The organism is Serratia sp. JSRIV002 (assembly GCF_019968725.1).
Classification (GTDB): Bacteria; Pseudomonadota; Gammaproteobacteria; order Enterobacterales; family Enterobacteriaceae; genus Chania; species Chania fonticola_B.
Genome location: NZ_CP074143.1, coordinates 1,842,262 through 1,859,009, shown reverse-complemented (window position 1 = coordinate 1,859,009; position 16,748 = coordinate 1,842,262). Strand labels below are relative to the sequence as shown.

General features: G+C 53.6%; 19 protein-coding genes. 11 read left to right on the top strand and 8 right to left on the bottom strand.

The window, feature by feature from the left end; genetic code table 11:
* Positions 1-22: 22 nt before the first annotated feature.
* The 8 genes from KGP26_RS08675 (at position 23) to KGP26_RS08640 (ending at position 5,827) form a co-directional block, all read left to right on the top strand.
* On the top strand, positions 23-490 hold the full coding sequence (locus KGP26_RS08675; RefSeq protein WP_037375107.1) for an acyltransferase: 468 nt from the start codon (positions 23-25) through the stop codon (positions 488-490).
* Positions 491-1,033, top strand: a complete 543-nt coding sequence (locus KGP26_RS08670) for a GNAT family N-acetyltransferase (RefSeq protein ID WP_021805202.1) — start codon at positions 491-493, stop codon at positions 1,031-1,033.
* Between the two features lie 79 nt (positions 1,034-1,112).
* Complete coding sequence (locus KGP26_RS08665; RefSeq protein WP_094982723.1) at positions 1,113-1,946, top strand: DUF1460 domain-containing protein; 834 nt, start codon at positions 1,113-1,115, stop codon at positions 1,944-1,946.
* A gap of 118 nt (positions 1,947-2,064) precedes the next feature.
* Positions 2,065-2,877, top strand: coding sequence for a lipoprotein NlpA (gene nlpA / locus KGP26_RS08660; RefSeq protein WP_223665288.1), 813 nt, complete (start codon positions 2,065-2,067; stop codon positions 2,875-2,877).
* Between the two features lie 132 nt (positions 2,878-3,009).
* Positions 3,010-4,035 carry a MerR family transcriptional regulator gene (locus KGP26_RS08655; protein WP_223665287.1) on the top strand — a complete coding sequence of 342 codons (1,026 nt, stop codon included), beginning with the start codon at positions 3,010-3,012 and terminating at the stop codon, positions 4,033-4,035.
* A 163-nt stretch (positions 4,036-4,198) separates the two neighbouring features.
* Positions 4,199-4,747, top strand: coding sequence for a GNAT family N-acetyltransferase (locus KGP26_RS08650; RefSeq protein ID WP_223665286.1), 549 nt, complete (start codon positions 4,199-4,201; stop codon positions 4,745-4,747).
* A gap of 365 nt (positions 4,748-5,112) precedes the next feature.
* The gene (locus KGP26_RS08645; protein WP_223665285.1) at positions 5,113-5,652 is read left to right on the top strand and encodes a hypothetical protein; all 540 of its coding nucleotides are present in this window, start codon (positions 5,113-5,115) and stop codon (positions 5,650-5,652) included.
* Positions 5,636-5,827 carry a hypothetical protein gene (locus KGP26_RS08640; RefSeq protein WP_021805206.1) on the top strand — a complete coding sequence of 64 codons (192 nt, stop codon included), beginning with the start codon at positions 5,636-5,638 and terminating at the stop codon, positions 5,825-5,827. The genes KGP26_RS08645 and KGP26_RS08640 overlap by 17 nt, the downstream gene beginning before the upstream one ends.
* Before the next feature lie 121 nt (positions 5,828-5,948).
* Here the strand turns inward: KGP26_RS08640 and KGP26_RS08635 are convergent, their stop codons facing one another.
* From KGP26_RS08635 to KGP26_RS08610, 6 genes are all read right to left on the bottom strand, one after another.
* Positions 5,949-6,869 carry a DUF808 domain-containing protein gene (locus KGP26_RS08635; protein WP_223665284.1) on the bottom strand — a complete coding sequence of 307 codons (921 nt, stop codon included), beginning with the start codon at positions 6,867-6,869 and terminating at the stop codon, positions 5,949-5,951.
* A 176-nt stretch (positions 6,870-7,045) separates the two neighbouring features.
* Positions 7,046-7,975, bottom strand: a complete 930-nt coding sequence (pbpG, locus tag KGP26_RS08630; protein WP_037375110.1) for a D-alanyl-D-alanine endopeptidase — start codon at positions 7,973-7,975, stop codon at positions 7,046-7,048.
* Between the two features lie 156 nt (positions 7,976-8,131).
* Positions 8,132-9,235 (bottom strand): adenosylhomocysteinase, encoded by a 1,104-nt coding sequence (locus KGP26_RS08625; RefSeq protein WP_021180419.1) that lies wholly within the window; start codon positions 9,233-9,235, stop codon positions 8,132-8,134.
* A gap of 226 nt (positions 9,236-9,461) precedes the next feature.
* Positions 9,462-10,145 carry an outer membrane protein gene (locus KGP26_RS08620; protein WP_021805209.1) on the bottom strand — a complete coding sequence of 228 codons (684 nt, stop codon included), beginning with the start codon at positions 10,143-10,145 and terminating at the stop codon, positions 9,462-9,464.
* A 109-nt stretch (positions 10,146-10,254) separates the two neighbouring features.
* A complete protein-coding gene (locus KGP26_RS08615; RefSeq protein WP_021805210.1) occupies positions 10,255-10,878 on the bottom strand; it encodes a response regulator transcription factor in 624 nt (207 codons plus the stop codon).
* Positions 10,878-12,146 carry a sensor histidine kinase gene (locus KGP26_RS08610; RefSeq protein ID WP_223665283.1) on the bottom strand — a complete coding sequence of 423 codons (1,269 nt, stop codon included), beginning with the start codon at positions 12,144-12,146 and terminating at the stop codon, positions 10,878-10,880. Before KGP26_RS08610 ends, KGP26_RS08615 begins: the two co-directional genes overlap by 1 nt.
* A gap of 204 nt (positions 12,147-12,350) precedes the next feature.
* Here KGP26_RS08610 and KGP26_RS08605 point away from each other — a divergent pair, with 204 nt between their 5' ends.
* Positions 12,351-12,914 (top strand): DedA family protein, encoded by a 564-nt coding sequence (locus KGP26_RS08605; RefSeq protein WP_223665282.1) that lies wholly within the window; start codon positions 12,351-12,353, stop codon positions 12,912-12,914.
* 2 nt (positions 12,915-12,916) lie between these two features.
* Here the strand turns inward: KGP26_RS08605 and KGP26_RS08600 are convergent, their stop codons facing one another.
* On the bottom strand, positions 12,917-13,543 hold the full coding sequence (locus KGP26_RS08600; protein ID WP_021805213.1) for a LysE family translocator: 627 nt from the start codon (positions 13,541-13,543) through the stop codon (positions 12,917-12,919).
* Between the two features lie 107 nt (positions 13,544-13,650).
* Positions 13,651-14,538 (bottom strand): LysR family transcriptional regulator, encoded by an 888-nt coding sequence (locus KGP26_RS08595; protein WP_059200198.1) that lies wholly within the window; start codon positions 14,536-14,538, stop codon positions 13,651-13,653.
* Between the two features lie 119 nt (positions 14,539-14,657).
* Here KGP26_RS08595 and KGP26_RS08590 point away from each other — a divergent pair, with 119 nt between their 5' ends.
* Together KGP26_RS08590 and ansP are read left to right on the top strand one after the other, a co-directional pair.
* Positions 14,658-15,095 carry a PACE efflux transporter gene (locus KGP26_RS08590; RefSeq protein WP_059200197.1) on the top strand — a complete coding sequence of 146 codons (438 nt, stop codon included), beginning with the start codon at positions 14,658-14,660 and terminating at the stop codon, positions 15,093-15,095.
* 160 nt (positions 15,096-15,255) lie between these two features.
* Positions 15,256-16,722 carry an L-asparagine permease gene (gene ansP, locus KGP26_RS08585; RefSeq protein WP_059200196.1) on the top strand — a complete coding sequence of 489 codons (1,467 nt, stop codon included), beginning with the start codon at positions 15,256-15,258 and terminating at the stop codon, positions 16,720-16,722.
* The last annotated feature ends 26 nt before the right edge of the window (positions 16,723-16,748 follow it).

The following is a 16,748-nucleotide window of genomic DNA, read 5'->3' as shown; positions in this document are numbered from 1 at the left end:
CGTTATTTGATGGAGGGAGACCATGACAACCAAGATCCGCACCCGCCAAAGCGGGATTAATAACGTCCAGGCCGGACAGAACGTGATGGTGATAGAACCCAGCAACCTGTATGGCTGCCAGTTGGGGGACGACGTGTTTGTCGGCCCATTTGTCGAGATCCAGAAGAACGTTTGCGTGGGCGCGCGCAGCAAGATCCAGTCGCATAGCTTTATCTGTGAATACGTGACCTTGGGCGAAGATTGCTTTATTGGCCACGGCGTGATGTTTGCCAACGATCTGTTCAAAGGGGGCACCCCAAATGCCGACCCGGCAAGCTGGGGGCACACGCAGCTCGGCAACCGAGTTTCTGTGGGTTCTGGCGCCACCATACTGGCCGTGGAAATCTGCGATGACGTGGTGATTGGTGCTGGTGCAGTAGTCAGCAAAAACATCACCCGCAAAGGTATTTATGCGGGCAACCCCGCCAGGCTGCTAAGGGAGCTGGAATAATTGCATCAGGCGATCGGCATCGAAATTATCAGCGAACTCCCCTTCGGTTACCTGGAATACGGTGATTTTTCCTTTGCCGTCTCCTGTTACGCCCAGCCCTGTTTTGATAAGCCAGTCGAGCTGTGGCCGACCCAGCCAGTGGCTCCTTTCAATAAAGTCTACCCGCTGGCCCCGTTCCTTAATGACGATGGGGAAACCTTCCTCGCTCGCTACCAGGGGGAAGCGGTGGGGCATATCACACTCAGCAAAAACTGGAACGACTATACGCTGATCGAGGAGATTGCCGTTAGCCACCACGCTCGCCGCCAAGGCGTAGCCACGGCGCTATTGGATGCCGCACGTCATTGGGCACGAGAGCAGGACACCGCCGGGCTGATGCTGGAAACGCAAAACAATAATCTGACCGCCTGCCGCTGCTATCAACGCTATGGTTTTGTGCTGGGTGGCATCGATCATTTACTCTATCGTGGGCAACCGGACATTGCCGATCATGAGATCGCGCTGTTTTGGTATCTGCCGTTCAATAATGAAGTGGGCTATTGATCTACCACTTTTTGGGTGACGTTAGGTTTACCTTGCGCACGCCATACTGGCCAAACCAATGATCGCTTGGGAGAGAGGGATGCGTGGCTTGGCCCTGATAATATTGTGTACGACGCTGATGGGTTGCAGTGGTAAACAACCGGCCAAAATCCCGGTAGAATCGCTACCGCAACAGGTGAAACCAATAACAATGGCGATAGCAATGGACGATTACACAGTAAACAAACTGCAGGCAGCGCTGGCTCTGCATGCAGCGGTACCGGAAATCGATAAAGGGCGGGCCATTGAGATGCTCTCGCAGACTTTCCTGGAAACCCCTTACCTAGCCAACCGGCTGATCGGTTCCGCCACCACAGCGGAACAATTGGTGATCGATTTCCGTGGGGTAGATTGCTTTACCTATCTGGATTACGTGCAGGCGCTCAGAACCGCTACCAGCGAAAATGAATTCGTCGAAAATGTGATTCAGACGCGCTATATCAATGGGGACATCAGTTTCCAGCAGCGCAAGCATTTCTTCACCGACTGGGCACACACCCGCCAGATCCTTGCCGATGACGTCACCCCGCAACTCAGCCCGCATACCGTCACCGTGGTAAAACAGCTCAACCGCAAAGCGGATGGCGAGCTCTATCTGCCTGGCATCCCAGTCACCGAGCGCAGCGTCACCTATATCCCTAGCGAATTTATTGATGAGCAGGTGATTAGCCAATTACAGACCGGTGACTATATCGGCATCTATACCAAGCTGCCTGGGCTGGACGTTACCCATACCGGCTTCTTTATCATGACCCCAAATGGGCCGGTACTGCGCCATGCTTCCTCGCGCACGGAAAACCACAAAGTGATGGACTCGGCGTTTGCCAGCTATGTGCTGAATACGCCGGGGATCGTGGTGTTACGACCACGCTGATCGCCGGGTTATGAGCTATAAGAAATTGTGCTTAACCAGGATTTGACTTGGCTACGGCCATAGGTTTAGCTGTTGGCACAACACTGACCGATCTTATTGTTTTTACAGGGAGTCACTCATGGCAATTGTTTGGCGCTGCACCGCTTTGGCCGCAGCATTAGCAGCAACGTTGTTATTACAAGGGTGCGATCAGAAGGCCGATCAAAACCATATCAAGGTTGGCGTCATTAACGGTGCCGAGCAGGACGTGGCAGAGGTCGCCAAACGGGTGGCCAAAGAGAAATATGGCCTGGACGTGGAGCTGATTGGCTTTAGCGGTTCGTTGCTGCCCAATGATGCCACCGACAAAGGGGAACTGGATGCCAACGTATTCCAGCACCGCCCCTTCCTGGAACAGCAAAATAAAGATCACGGCTACAAACTGGTGGTGGTAGGCAATACCTTTGTGTTCCCCATGGCTGGCTATTCGAAAAAGATCAAATCACTGTCAGAGTTGCAGGACGGCGCGGTAATTGCCATCCCGAACGATCCCACCAACCTGGGCCGTGCGCTGTTGCTGCTGCAAAAGGTTGAGCTGATCGAGCTTAAGCAAGGCAAAGGCCTGCTGCCAACCTCGCTGGATATCAGTGCCAACCCGCACAACTACCAGATTATGGAGCTGGAAGGTGCACAGCTGCCCCAGGTATTGGACGATCCGAAAGTCGCGGTAGCGGTGATCAGCACCACCTACATCAACCAGATTGGCCTGACGCCGACCAAAGACGGGATTTTTATCGAGGATAAAGATTCGCCGTACACCAATATCGTGGTGGCGCGCGAAGATAATAAAGATGCACAGAACGTGCAAAACTTCGTGAAAGCCTACGAGTCCGATGAAGTCGCCAAAGCGGCAGAGAAGATCTTCAACGGCGGTGCCGTCAAAGGCTGGTAACTCCCCCGCGATCTGTTGCAGGCGCTGGTTGTTGGTGCCTGCAACGCGTCACAAAAATTCCCCACCTCCCTGCTTGACCCTCACGTAACGTCAGGCTGTAGTATCTCTGCACACACCAGGGAGATAACCAGCATGTTACTGAAAGTCGGCGAACTGGCCCGCCGTTCGGGCATCACCATAAGAACCTTACATTATTACCACAGCATTGGGCTGCTGGTTCCCTCTGCACGCTCCGATGCCGGATATCGCCTCTATAACCGGGAAGATATTACTCGCTTGCATCATATTCAAGCCTTACGGCGAATGGGGGTCGCACTGGCAGAAATCGACTCGATTCTGGCGCACTCGGGGCTGGCGTTACCTGCGGTTATTGAACAGCAAATTGCCATGCTCGATCGGCAACTGATGCAGATAACCACGTTACGCAGTCGCTTACAGCATATGCACGCCCAATTGACCCAAGGCAATGAACCCGAACTGAATGATTGGCTGACCACGTTGGAGATGATGACCATGTACGACAAATACTTTACCGCCGACGAACTGGCGCAGCTGCCGTTCTATCAGGCCGACGAAGCCCGTAATCGTGAATGGCAGGAGATGGTAAGCACGGTGCAAGCGCTGATGGACGGTGGGGCAAGCACCGAAGATCCGCGTGCTCAGGCTATTGCGCGCCGCTGGATGTGTACGCTGGAGCGTGATACCGCAGGCAATCCGGCATTTCTGACCCGCCTCAACGCCATGCACGCCGATGAGCCCTCGATGCGCGAACAAACGGGGATCACACCGGCAATGACCGATTACGTCACCCGCGCCTTTGCCGAAACCAAGCTGGCGATCTATCAAAAATACCTGTCTGATACCGAATATGCCTATGTCCGCGCCCACTATTTTGATCGCATTCAGGAATGGCCAGCGCTCATTGCTCAATTCCAGCAAGCGATGCAGCGGGAGGTTGCACCTGCATCGACACAGGCTAAACAGCTGGCAGCCCTTTGGCTGGAGCTGTTCCAGTCCTATGCCAGTGACAATCCGGCCACCCAGATGAAGATCCGCCAGGCGATGGAGCAAGAGCCGACCTTGACAGAGGGCACCTGGCTCACCCCGGCGCTGCTGGACTATCTTCGCCAGTGCGTTACGCATCTGATGCGGGGGTAACACCTAACGCAATGGCATACCTTTCGTCACCTAACAGATTTCTCAGCATGAAAATGCCATCATTTTTTCTTATCTCCACCAGACAAAAAGCCAATTTATCTTGTCGCCAGGCGCGGAGCATAATGCCTTGGTACTCTGATTTATCATCATAAAAGGGAGCTCTATGTCACTTGCACACCCACCGCTGGCAACGCTAAGCGTCTTCGATGCCAGCACTGAGGATATGGCCGCCATTCAGCAGATATATGCCCATCATGTGCTTTATGGGCCTGCCTCGTTCGAAGAATCGCCCCCGACGTTGGAGGAGATGCAACAGCGCCGCCAAAACGTCTTGGCTGCGGGGTTGCCATGGCTGGTGGCGAAGATGGAAGACCGCGTCGTGGGCTATTGCTATGCCACGCCGTATCGGCCGCGACCCGCTTATCGTTATACCATCGAGAATTCGGTCTATGTCGCCGAAGGCCTGCAAGGGCAAGGTATTGGCAAGGCGTTACTCAGCGCATTGATTGCCCGCTGTGAACACGGCCCGTGGCGGCAGATGCTGGCAACGATTGGCGATGCTGCTGGCAATGCTGGCTCCCTTGCCCTGCACCGCAAGCTGGGCTTCACCAGCATCGGCACTCTAAGCGGCGTCGGGTTTAAATTTGGCGGTTGGCTGGATACTCATATTATGCAGCGGCCACTGAATGGCGGCAGCCATACGCTGCCTTAGGCCCTTTCCGGGCAAGCTGCTGATTTTCATCTATAGTTAATCTTGTCGTGGCTTAGCGATCTCAGCGTGCATTCACGCATTCACTAAACATAAACAGTCGGGAGAGACGGATGAAAATTTTTCTGTGGATTATTGCGATTATCTTTATTGTTGGCCTACTGACCATTACCGGTGTGTTCAAACTGATCTTCTAGTTCTCCCCCCCATTGGGCGCATCAATGCGCCCTGCATCGCTCTGCAGTGATGTAAGCATATCAATGAGCTCAGATTCTTTTCGAGCCGCTTCCCAACTCTCTTATATTATTGTCAAAATCCGCTAAAAATCGTGTTGAATGCCTTCATTGCTACGTTAAAGAGAGCACAGGATGGCCTCAATTCATCACCTAACTCTTCCGTATCCTTTGGAAATCAACCGAGACTACGGAAAGCCCTACGTTACTGGTACCTTTGAAGTTGGAGGCAAGCTATTCCTTGTTGTGTTCAACAAAATAGCCACAGCGACAGAGGCTCGAGCCAAAGGCTACGCTATCAACATGCCTGACATACCTTTTCCGCCCAATGGCATGGTAGAAATCTTTTTCGACGCTCTGAGCGTACCTGAAGAATACGGCCAATTTAGACACGTGCCGTTGCCGGGTGAAAACGGATCCAGGGTCTTGTTCAACGTTGCCAAGCTGGTGAGACTTCATTATAGTGTTTGCAAACCTGGTGGATATTTGTTCTATGCAGCGCCTGATGTTCACAGTGAACGCAAAGTTGATCTGGTCATCATCTATAATAGCCTGCTAGGGTTACGGAACCCGCAAAGAACCCAAAGTGATACCAGACTCTGTCGATTGCCAGCTGGTTGGCGCGCTTATAACGGATTGTGTGCAGATGGGAGGGGTTATGTCATTACTTGCTGAAAAACCTGTTGGTAACAAAATATTGGCCCGTCAGCGCCTAATGATGCAGATGGCTGCTACCCAGGTTGTGAACCAGAAATTATTGACCGGGGAATTTGAGTTGCGTGATGGGAAAATCGCCAAAGGGAAAAACTTCCCTGAGCCCCACCATCCGCAACTTCACCACGAAGGTTAAGCCCACAGGCAAAACGCCGTGTTGCCGGCAGCGCCAACGTTAAAAAAGCCCAATCTTTATGAGTTCGCGCTGTCAACACCCGAAAAAACACATTTCGGGTGTTTTTCACTAATCCGCAGTATCACGCCTTAAAACGAGCCCGCACCGAACTAATCCCAGAGACCACCAGCATCACAACGCCACCGGCGATCAAGCCGAACACTGCATTCAGCAGCGTTGGGGTCAGGCCCCCAAGAATGGCACCAACGCCAGGCACTACCGTAGAATAACTCGCCCAGTCGGTGAACAGGTGATGCACCGGCGGTAAGCCGTGGGTCAAAATCCCGCCACCCACCATAAACATGGCCAGGGTACCCACTACCGACAGGGTTTTCATCAGATAAGGTGCCGCACTGACGATACCGCGCCCTAACGATTGTGCTAACGCGCTACTCTTACGGGCCAGGTAGAACCCCAGATCGTCCAGCTTGACGATGCCTGCCACGATGCCGTACACCCCAACCGTCATCACAATGGCGATGCCACACAGCACAATTACCTGCTGGCTAAAAGTGGCTCCAGCTACGGTCCCCAGCGTGATGGCAATAATCTCGGCGGAGAGGACAAAGTCGGTACGAATAGCGCCTTTGATTTTGCGCTGTTCATAGACCGCAACGTCCTCACTGGTATCCAGTTCCGCTTTCTCTTCTGCCTCTGCGCCCTTGCGGTGCATCAGGCTGTGGTAAACCTTTTCAAACCCTTCATAGCAGAGGTAAGCCCCACCGACCATCAGCAGCGGCGTAATCGCCCAGGGGGCGAAAGCGCTGATCAGCAATGCCAGCGGTACCAGGATCGCCTTGTTGATAAACGAGCCTTTGGCCACCTTCCACACCACGGGGATTTCGCGATCGGCCTTAACACCACTAACCTGTTGGGCATTGAGCGCCAGATCGTCTCCCAGCACCCCGGCGGTCTTTTTGGCCGCCATTTTCGTCATCAGTGAAACATCATCCAGTAACGAAGCGATGTCGTCGATCAGGGTTAATAAGCTACTGCCTGCCAAAATGCACTTTCCTTATTAAAGGGTGGGATAGCCATACCGGTTTAGCATAGCGGGTTAAAAACATGAAGAGGGGAAATCCTAATGATTTTACTGCAGGTGCAGGCTTAAGTCGTGAATTTTGCACAATGGGAAAGTGATAGCCTGCCGTAACAGACGGCAGACTAATAAGTCACGTTTTATTCCGTGTCGTTCTTCGCCAGGGCGGCATCTTTCTGGCGGCGATAATCCCGCGCCGCCGCGGGGATCGGCGTTACTTTGCCGGTTTCAATCCAGGTGCGCAGGCGGCTAGCATCCGCAAAATGGGTATATTTGCCAAAGGCGTCCAATACCACCAGCGAAACGGAGCGGTTGCCGATCACGGTACGCATCGCCAGGCAGTGTCCGGCCTGATTGGTAAAACCGGTTTTGGTCAGCTGGATATTCCATTTCGGGTTGTAGACCAGATGGTTGGTATTGCGAAACGGCAGCGTATAGTTGGGATCCTTGAAGGTCGCCATCCGTTCGGTAGTGGTGCTCAACTGGCCGATCAGCGGGTACTGCTTGGTCGCCAACATCAGCTTGGTCAGGTCACGCGCGGTAGATACGTTATGAATCGATAGCCCGGTCGGTTCAACGTAACGGGTATTAGTCATGCCTAGCGCTTTGGCTTTGGCATTCATCGCCTTGATAAAGGCGTTATAGCCCCCTGGATAATGATGCGCCAAACTGGCCGCGGCCCTGTTTTCCGACGACATCAACGCCAACAGCAGCATATCCTTGCGGCTGATTTCGCTGTTCAACCGCACCCGGGAGTAGACCCCTTTCATTTCTGGCGTCTGGCTGATATCGACCGACAGCATTTCGTCCAGCGGCAGGCGGGCATCCAGCGTCACCATCGCCGTCATCAGCTTGGTGATCGAGGCGATAGGCACCACTTCATCGGGGTTACGTGAATAAATCACCCGATGTGTTTGCATATCCAGCACCATGGCACTGCCAGAAGCCAACTCAGGCTGGGAGGCCTGCACTGCGGCGGTTTTATTGCTGGCTAATGCACTCGGCACCAGGCCAGTACCGGCTTGCAACGCGAGCAGGGTTAGAACCAAAACACGGATTTTCACATGTATTACTCTGTAACGGAGGAGAGAACCGACTGCGTTGAATTATAAGTGAGGGGTATAGAATTGCACTGTGATTGTGAGTAGCTATTTGTGACAAAATCTATCGGCGCAAAATTTATGCAACCCGCGAGCGTACTGGGTTGTACGCCCGCAAGGTAAAAGTTACAGCGCTGGCTGCCAGGCAGATTGCGGCAACAGGTACAATCCGGCAGCATGCTGCTCACCGGCACCGACAATATGTCCGATCCCGGCGGCCATCACGGCCAGGGTCACATCGAAGGCATTCAGGCTGTCGCCGTAGCCTGCCGTCAGGTTGAACATCGACCCGTTGGCCAGCAGATACAGCGTTTTGTCTGCCAGTTGGTAAGCGTTCACAAATGGCATTGGCTCGCTGTGCGGAAGGCCTTGCAGGAAACCGACGTCGATCTCTTCCGCCACATGCCCAACGTTGAGGATAAACACCCCATCCTTGGCCCGTTCCAGATGCCGTGCAGACAGCACGTTTTTGGCTCCGGTGGCCGTGGCAATCACGTCGGCCTGCTCTACGGCAGTGGCTAAATCGACTACCGCCCAACCATCGTAGCGCGCTTGCAAAGCCCGGGCCGGATCGATTTCCGCCACGATAACTTGCCCGCCATAAGCCTTGGCAGAAGCGGCTACGCCCTGGCCCACCAGCCCATAACCAATCACCACCACACATTTTTCATGCAGCGTCAGATGAGTGGTCTGGAAGAAGGTATGCCAGGCGGTCAGCCCAACCATGTGGCGATTATGCAGCCCTTCTTTGACCGGCAGGTCATCCCAGTTAAAGATCGGGTAACGCGGTGCAATGCCCCCCAAGCGGCTAATGCCTGAACCGGTCGCTTCCAGCCCAGCCTTGATCTGTGGGCCATTGGCAGATTGATGCAGGCGAGTGGTCAGATCGGCTCCCATCTCACACAGGTGAGTCGGCCCCCAGGCCAGCGCGCGGTCGAAAGATTCAGACCAGTCGGCATCGCTCATATCACGCCAGGCGTGCGCTTGGGCACCGTGACGTTCCAGCCAGGCCACTACGTCATCCTGTACCGTCGTCGGGTTACAGGTGGTGAGATAAATGGCAGCGCCCTTATCCAACAGCCCGGCTACCAGCGGGGCCATTTTCAGATCCAGGTGCATGTTACACGCCAGGCGCACACCGTGCAGGTCCGGTAACGCCGCCACTGCAGCGCGGGTACGCGGCATATGGCGCATGGCCCACTTCAACTCACTGTCAAAATCCTGATACATCGGTTACTCCTCTACTACGCCACGCCGCCAGGGCATGGCAGAATGATTAATCTGCATCGCATGGCGACTATTATCACTTATCTCGCAGCAAAAAACCGAGGTGACTATCATTACAGCAGCATGAGTGATGGTTTTCAGATCTATCAGGGGGGAGGAACCGCCGAACAGATTGTTCGGCGGTACAGGCCGCGATGGCGCAACTCACGGCCCGATATCAATGATAAGACTAGAAGAGGTAACGCACGCCTAAAGCAAACTCACTGGAAACCAGGCGTGCTTTCATTTGCTCATCTTTTAACCCACGGGCATTGGTAAAGTTATTGTAACCACTTTCAATCTTGCCCATATCCACGTAGCGGTAGCCCAAATCAAGATTGAGCCGCTCCATGGCCGCATAGCTGATCCCTGCGCCAATGGAGTAAGCCAGATTATTTTGCGTACTTGCCGCGTATTGGCGCGAGGTATTCCCCTGCCAGCCGTCGGATTTTACTTTGGCGATACCCAGGCCAACCGTGCCATAAACCGAGAAGTCATACCCTAGCGCGTAGTCACGATAGGCATTGAGCATCAGGCGCTGAGCGTCCACTTTGTGGTGATTGTAGCTGCTGGCAAAGGTGGTTGAGCCGCTGGTGTATTCGCTTTTCTTTTTGAACACATACTCTGCCTCACTGCGCCAGCCATTGCCAAATTGATAGCCTGCAGCGATAGCCCCGTTATAGAAATTATGTTTTTCGTCACCGCTGACAAAATCACCCACGCCTGGGCGGCTGCTGGTATTCATATCTTCTGCGGATTGCCTGGCGTGCAATAGTTTTATCGCCCCATAGTATCCCTCTAAATAATCATCGGCTAAAACATTACCGGAAACAACGGAGAGGGAAACCAGCAGTACCAGAGGTTTAATATTCATGCGATCCTCGCTTGAAAGGTTATTTATGATGAACAATGAAGGTTCAGCTAAAATAACCAGCGCGCAGCGGTGTCGCAATTCGGTTGAATACCTACTGCCCTAGGTATTTTTACTTAACTCTTGGTGGAGAAAACAGCTCACCATAGACTTTCATTAACTTCACCGACGAGTTAATCGCCAGTTTGGCAAATAAATTGGCGCGATGGGCTTCTACCGTGCGCGGCGAAAGCTCTAGCTCCAGAGCAATTTCCTTGCTGGATTTCCCTTGCATAATCAGCCCGGTGACTTCCAGTTCCCGCGCTGAGAGCGTCTTGAGCCTCTCTTGTAACTCGGCGGTTGCTTGCCGCTGTTGTTGCAACGTTCGCTGATGCTCCAATGCCCCAGCGACAGTTTCGATCAGCAGATCGGCATCAATGGGCTTGGTCAGGAATTCAAAAGCCCCGTTTTTGAAGGCCCGCCGGCATAAATCAATATTCCCGTGGCCGGTCATGATGATAACGGGGATATCCAACCCCTGTTGTTGCCACTCTTCCAGAAGCGTGATGCCGCTTTTGCCCGGCATGCGAATATCCAGCAGCAAACAGCCGCACAGCGCCTGTGGTTCCCCCATCCGCTGTTGAAAATCCAGACTATTTTCATAAGCCAGCGTTTGCCAGCCCATGGTTGCCAATAGTGAAGTTAGCGAACTACGGATGGCCCGATCGTCATCAATCAGATAAATAAATTGTTCCATCACTCCTCCTGAGTGTTAAACGGAAACCATAGGGTAAAACGCGCTCCCTGGCCGGCCATATTTTCCACCGTAATAGTGCCGTTCAGGCGCTGAACCAGAGTTTCCGTCAGCGCCATGCCCAACCCCAAACCCTCTTGGCGAGTCGTGAAGAAGGGAATAAAGACCTGTTGTAATGCGGGTTCAGAAAGTCCTGGCCCACCATCGGTAATCATCAGTTGGATCCCTTGATCCGAGTATTCAGCATCGATTGCCACCCAACCTGGCTCCGGCTGATTGGGCTGTTGTGCCTGAATGGCGTTGGTCACTATGTTATGGAAGATTTGTTCAACCCAGAGAGGATCGGCTCGCAGAGGGGGTAACGCATCGGGCATTCGGTTAACGATCCTGACCTTGCCCTTGTTGATCTCATCTTCCAGCAGCATAGTGACGCGCAACCAGACCTTATGCAGATCGACCTCTTGCAATACTACCTGCTCATGCGCCAACTTTTGCCGAAATTGCAGCAACAAGGTGCTGATGCGTTTGATTTGTATCACTGCCGCATCAAGCAGCGGCGCGGCTTTATCCTGCTGCTGTTGGTCTAACAGACGCAGGGCGGCCTGGTTATAACTTAACACCGCAGTCAACGGTTGGTTGAGTTCGTGAACCATACTGGCCGTGATTTCCCCCATAGCGTTAAGCCGAGTCAATTGCGAGAAGTGTTCACGCAAAACGGCAATATTGCGTTGGCGTTTTTGAATACGGTATTGGTCGATAAAATAGACGACAGCAGCCCAGAAAACCGGCAGCAGCAATAACAGCAACCAAGGCAAACGCGCCCAATCAGGGTCGTTTCGGGCGGATAATGCAAAAGGCTGAGAGGCACTGCTGATCCCCTTGTCCCATTGCCAATACGCTGGTTGAGCATGATCCCCCTGCTCAAATAAAGGTTTGTTGTGCCAGCTCAGGACGATCTGCCGGAAATCATGACGCTGGGGAATGTCCGCAAATAGCAGCGCAGGATCGATCAACAGCGCAAAATGTTGGTGGGCCAGCCAGTAAGTTCCCTCTCCCGTTGGCGTCAAGGTCGGGATTGGCTGCGCCTGTGGCATGCGTTTCCATGCCACAATCTGCGGGAATTTTTGCTGGACGATGGCAGGATCGCTGGACACCGACAGTAAGGAAAGCACCGTCTCAAGTTGGGATAATTTAACCGTCACCTCACGATATAAAATACGATAGGTGACTGATTGCTCTTCATATTGCTGTTGCAAAGCATAAATTATCACCCCGCTCCCTGAAAACAGAGATAGAACCAACCAGAGAGCAACCTTGAGCATAATATCTCCATGTCATTGGCAGACGAGTTTATTAATAACGGATTAAACACTATGCGAATGCAAGAATCTATTATTAACATCGGGCCGTTTCAATTCCCCCCGCTGCGGGGACAGGGTGTTATAATCCTATTTCATCGCAATGAAGGAACAACAATGACGGATTTAGCCCACTACATTACCCAATATGGCTACTGGGCACTGCTGATTGGCTGCCTGCTCGAAGGGGAAACCATCACCCTGCTGGGAGGAATTGCCGCACACAACGGATTGCTGCGCCTGCCGCTGGTGATTGCGGTGGTCGCCATTGGCGGCGCCTTGGGCGATCAGGTGCTCTATTTTGCCGGGCGCCATTTTGGTGGACGGGGGCTTGCCCGTATCGAGAGTCAACAAGCACGCATTGAACGCGCCCAAAAGCTGATTGCCAGCCACCCGATTTTATTTGTGATTGGCGTACGTTTTATGTACGGATTCCGGCTTATCGGCCCGGTGCTGATCGGTGCCAGCAAGCTGCCCCCCTCGCGCTTTATCCCGCTGAATATTCTGGGGGCTATCCTGTGGGCCACGCTATTTGTACTGCTCGGCTATTTTGGTGGCCAGGCCATCAGCAGTTTTGTCAGCGGTAGTGACAAAAAGCTGTATAGCCTGCTGTTCTGCGTGGTGGTTATCGCCGCTATTCTGCTGCTTCGCTACTGGTGGCGGCGGCGTCACGCACAATAAGACTATTTGTTGAGCATCAGCTTCAGGCCCAGTAAGGCCAGCACGCTGCCGCCCAGGCGATCGAACCAGGCTTTGAAACGCAGGTAGACGCGGCGCGGGCGCGGTGACGACAGCACAAACGCCACAAAGGCATACCACAGCAGATCGACGGCCAGAGCAATCAGCGGCAACACGATATACAGCACCATGGGGATCTTATGGCTAAGCAACGCCGCAAACACGCTGCCGAAGACGATAGCGGTGTTCGGGTTGCCCAGTTGGGTTAGCAGCCCGGTGGTGAACGCCCGGCGAAAGCCTAGCTGCTGGCCGCCAACCGTTTCGATCATCAACGGCTGATTAGCTCCGCGCAGCATTTTGAACGCCAGATAGATCAGATAGGCCCCCCCCAGCATTTTCAGCGTGGTATACAGCCAAGGCAGCGCCAGTAGCAGCGACTGCAGCCCCAACAAGGCGATTAGTGCGAAGATAAAACAGCCGATCCCCATCCCCAATGCCACCGCCATCCCATCGCGCCGTGACGAAGCCACCGCCGTTCTCGCTACCAGAATAAAGCTTTGACCTGGGCTCATGGCGCCAAGCGTAATAGCCCCGGTAATGCTGAGTACCGATAATAGCGTTTCGTTGATCATGCTCTTTTCCCTTGCCTGATTCCGTTACTCAAATTAACGCGCTGGATAAAATAAAAGCAATAGAAACGTATGGATACGGGAGAAAACTGCGCCACGTTCCCCCCCGGTCAAGCATTGCCCTGCATCATCAACGCCAGCAACTCCCTGGCCGCCTTCTGTTGCGGCTGGTGCTTCAACCAAATCAGGTGCACCGGCAGACGCAGTTCGTTTTTGGTATTTTTAAATTTCAGGCGGATCAACCGGCCCTGCTCCAGCAATGGTGCAGTTAACGACAGCGGAAAGTTGCCCCACCCCAGTCCAGCTTCCACCATGCTTAGCGCCATCGGCAAACTGTCAGTACGCCAGAAGGATTCCGCTACCTGTGGGCGTTTATCGGCCATAGGCAAATCCCGGCTGGCCACCATGATCTGCCGCACGTTGACCAGTTCCTCCAGAAACAACTCGGCACCGCCAGCGCTCAGGGCTGAATGCTGCGCCGCAATGGTTGCCACCAACGACTCGCTACCCACATAGTGAAAATGTTCCTGGCTGTTCACGTCCAGTCCGCCGAATGCCAGGCACAGGCTGACCCGCTGTTGATGCAGCATATGCAAAACATCATCTTGTGGGGCAGTCAGCACCTCGATATCCAACAACGGGTAGCGCTCCGCCAACGCTTTAACCGCCGCCAGTAGACCGCTGCTGTTGATATCCGATGCCACACCGATCGACAGCCTGCTTTCCAGCCCCTGAGAAAGCTCAATGGCGTGGATCTGCAGCTGCTTGAGCTGTTCGGCGATCAAGCGTGCGTGGGGAGCCAGTGCCAATGCCAGCGCGGTGGGCACCGGTTCGCGGTGCGAGCGGTCGAATAGTTGAAAACCCAGCTCCGCCTCCATATTGGCGATCCCCATGCTGACCGCCGAAGGCACGCGCCGCAATGCCCTGGCTGCCGCCGAGAATGATCCGCGATCCAACACAGCCAAAAACAGTTCGATATTGTCACTGGAAAAATTCATCACCTTACCTGTCAGTAAAACTGACAGCTCCTGACTTTTTCTATCAATAGTATTGACGTTATCTTACGCATCGGGTTGCCGGACGTCATCAGGCACGAAAAATAAAGCAGGAGAAAAGCATGCAAGGCGTGAAACGCAAACTGGTCTATGTGACCGCTTATGAAGTTATCGGTATGGTCATTTCGGCCCTTGGTTTGGCACTACTCTCTGGCTCCGCCCCGAGCAGCACCGGGCCGTTGGCGGTGATCATCACCACCATCGCCGTCAGTTGGAACCTGATTTACAACTACTTGTACGAATTCTGGGAAATCCGCCAGGCATCACGCACCCGCACGCTGAAGCGCCGCATTCTGCATGCGGTGGGCTTCCAAATGACGCTGGTGGTTTACCTGATCCCCCTGATCGCCTGGTGGATGGAGATTTCTCTGCTGCAGGCCTTGCTACTGGATATGGCGCTGATCGTGATTATTCCCTGCTATACCTTTGTATTTAACTGGGCATTCGACAAAATATTCGGGCTACCGACCTCCGCCCTGCCTGCCACCGAATCGGCCTGAGTGAAACACTCTCCCCCTGAACCGCAGTTTTTTTGCCTCAATTCCCTAGAACGGGTAGCATGCCTCGCCGTTATTTAACGGCGCTGGTATCAACCATAAACTGCGGAATGTTGCCATGACCTCATTCCCATGATGCAAACAGACAGGAACAGGACGAATAATGCACTCAGAGAAAACGACTGCACATGACAAGCAGGCGGCCAGAAAACGTTGGTTAGACTCACACGAATCCGGTTACCACAAAAGCATGGGTAAACGGCAGATACAGATGATCGCCATTGGAGGCTCAATCGGCACTGGCCTATTCCTTGGCACCGGCGCACGTCTACAGATGGCGGGTCCGGCACTGGCGCTGGTATATCTGGTATGTGGCGTGTTTTCTTTTTTCATCCTACGCGCCTTGGGCGAGCTGGTATTACACCGCCCATCCAGCGGCAGTTTCGTTTCCTATGCACGCGAATTTCTCGGTGAAAAGGCCTCCTACGTTGCAGGATGGATGTACTTTCTTAATTGGGCGATGACCGGCATTGTCGATATCACCGCCGTAGCGCTGTATATGCATTATTGGGGTACCTTCGCCGAGGTTCCCCAGTGGCTGTTTGCCCTGGGGGCACTTGGGATTGTGGCTACCATGAATATGATCGGCGTGAAATGGTTCGCCGAAATGGAGTTCTGGTTTGCGTTGATCAAGGTTGCCGCCATCTCTCTGTTCCTGGTCGTAGGGGTCATCTTCCTTGGCGTCGGCACACCGGTAGCGGGTAATACAACCGGGATCCACCTGATCACCGATAACGGCGGCATGTTCCCACACGGTCTGTTACCTGCTTTGGTATTGGTACAAGGGGTGATCTTCGCCTTTGCCGGTATCGAACTGATAGGCACCGCCGCTGGCGAGTGTAAAGATCCGGAAAAAATGATGCCAAAAGCGATCAACAGCGTGATCTGGCGTATCGGTTTGTTCTATGTCGGCTCGGTAGTACTGCTGGTTCTGCTGTTACCCTGGAACGCCTATCAGGCTGGGCAAAGCCCGTTTGTCACCTTCTTTTCCAAGCTTGGCGTACCCTACATCGGGACCATCATGAATATCGTGGTGCTGACCGCCGCCCTTTCCAGCCTGAACTCTGGTCTGTACTCAACAGGCCGTATCCTGCGCTCACTTTCCATGGGGGGCTCAGCACCAAAGCTGATGGCTAAAATGAGCAGCCAGCAGGTACCTTACGCCGGTATTCTGGTGACCTGCGGTATCTATGTGATTGGCGTGGTGCTGAATTATCTGGTGCCATCGCAGGTGTTCGAAATCGTGCTGAATATCGCTTCACTGGGCATCATCTGCTCTTGGGCATTTATTATCGTTTGTCAGATGCAACTGCGTAAGGCGATCAAGGCGGGGAAAGCCAAACCGGTGGCGTTTAAAATGCCAGGAGCACCGGTCACCTCGTGGCTGACGCTGTTGTTCCTGTTAGCGGTGGTGATCATGATGGCCTTTGATTACCCGAACGGCACCTGGACTATTGCCACCATCCCCGTGTTGGCCGTGTTACTGCTACTTGGCTGGTTTGGCCTGCGCAAGCGTGCCGCACAGGTGAAGCTGGAACAACAGGCTCACGAACAGCATAGCGAGCCTTAACAGCTTCCATTTGCAGGTCTACCCGG

Bases quoted from the DNA above. Each gene is read 5' to 3' on its own strand.
- KGP26_RS08600 (WP_021805213.1), bottom strand. From the start codon at position 13,543: ATGATCAACGAAACGCTATTATCGGTACTCAGCATTACCGGGGCTATT.
- KGP26_RS08655 (WP_223665287.1), top strand. From the start codon at position 3,010: ATGTTACTGAAAGTCGGCGAACTGGCCCGCCGTTCGGGCATCACCATA.
- KGP26_RS08675 (WP_037375107.1), top strand. From the start codon at position 23: ATGACAACCAAGATCCGCACCCGCCAAAGCGGGATTAATAACGTCCAG.
- KGP26_RS08615 (WP_021805210.1), bottom strand. From the start codon at position 10,878: ATGGAACAATTTATTTATCTGATTGATGACGATCGGGCCATCCGTAGT.
- KGP26_RS08665 (WP_094982723.1), top strand. From the start codon at position 1,113: ATGCGTGGCTTGGCCCTGATAATATTGTGTACGACGCTGATGGGTTGC.
- KGP26_RS08595 (WP_059200198.1), bottom strand. From the start codon at position 14,538: ATGAATTTTTCCAGTGACAATATCGAACTGTTTTTGGCTGTGTTGGAT.
- KGP26_RS08590 (WP_059200197.1), top strand. From the start codon at position 14,658: ATGCAAGGCGTGAAACGCAAACTGGTCTATGTGACCGCTTATGAAGTT.
- KGP26_RS08625 (WP_021180419.1), bottom strand. From the start codon at position 9,235: ATGTATCAGGATTTTGACAGTGAGTTGAAGTGGGCCATGCGCCATATG.
- KGP26_RS08605 (WP_223665282.1), top strand. From the start codon at position 12,351: ATGACGGATTTAGCCCACTACATTACCCAATATGGCTACTGGGCACTG.
- KGP26_RS08645 (WP_223665285.1), top strand. From the start codon at position 5,113: ATGGCCTCAATTCATCACCTAACTCTTCCGTATCCTTTGGAAATCAAC.
- KGP26_RS08650 (WP_223665286.1), top strand. From the start codon at position 4,199: ATGTCACTTGCACACCCACCGCTGGCAACGCTAAGCGTCTTCGATGCC.
- ansP (WP_059200196.1), top strand. From the start codon at position 15,256: ATGCACTCAGAGAAAACGACTGCACATGACAAGCAGGCGGCCAGAAAA.
- KGP26_RS08620 (WP_021805209.1), bottom strand. From the start codon at position 10,145: ATGAATATTAAACCTCTGGTACTGCTGGTTTCCCTCTCCGTTGTTTCC.
- nlpA (WP_223665288.1), top strand. From the start codon at position 2,065: ATGGCAATTGTTTGGCGCTGCACCGCTTTGGCCGCAGCATTAGCAGCA.
- KGP26_RS08640 (WP_021805206.1), top strand. From the start codon at position 5,636: ATGTCATTACTTGCTGAAAAACCTGTTGGTAACAAAATATTGGCCCGT.